The sequence below is a fragment of the Methylobacterium sp. AC315 genome, assembly GCF_979253755.1.
On sequence record NZ_CEEDEA010000160.1, the window covers coordinates 1 to 233 of the forward strand.

The 233-nt window shown below is 76.4% G+C and carries 1 pseudogene; it reads right to left on the reverse strand.

Going from position 1 to position 233, the window contains the following annotated elements:
• A pseudogene (locus tag AC0IY0_RS29110) lies at nt 1-233 on the reverse strand (nitrate transporter); the annotation flags it as partial.

Consider the following 233-nt stretch of genomic DNA (forward strand, 5'->3'; position numbering starts at 1 on the left):
GCTGCGAGGCGGCCATCTGCGTCACGAGCCACCGCGCGGCCTCGGGCCGCGGCTCCTGCACGTCGGCGCCGCGGTCGAGACGGCCCGGCCTCGGCCGCGCCGCGCCGGCCGCGTCCAGGATCGCATCGCCCGCGAAGCCCCGGGCCACGAGGTCGACGTCGAGGGCGAGATAGGTCCGGTGCGCTAGGCAATGGATCAGGTCGGTGCGGTTGGCCGGGTCGGCGCACCATAGG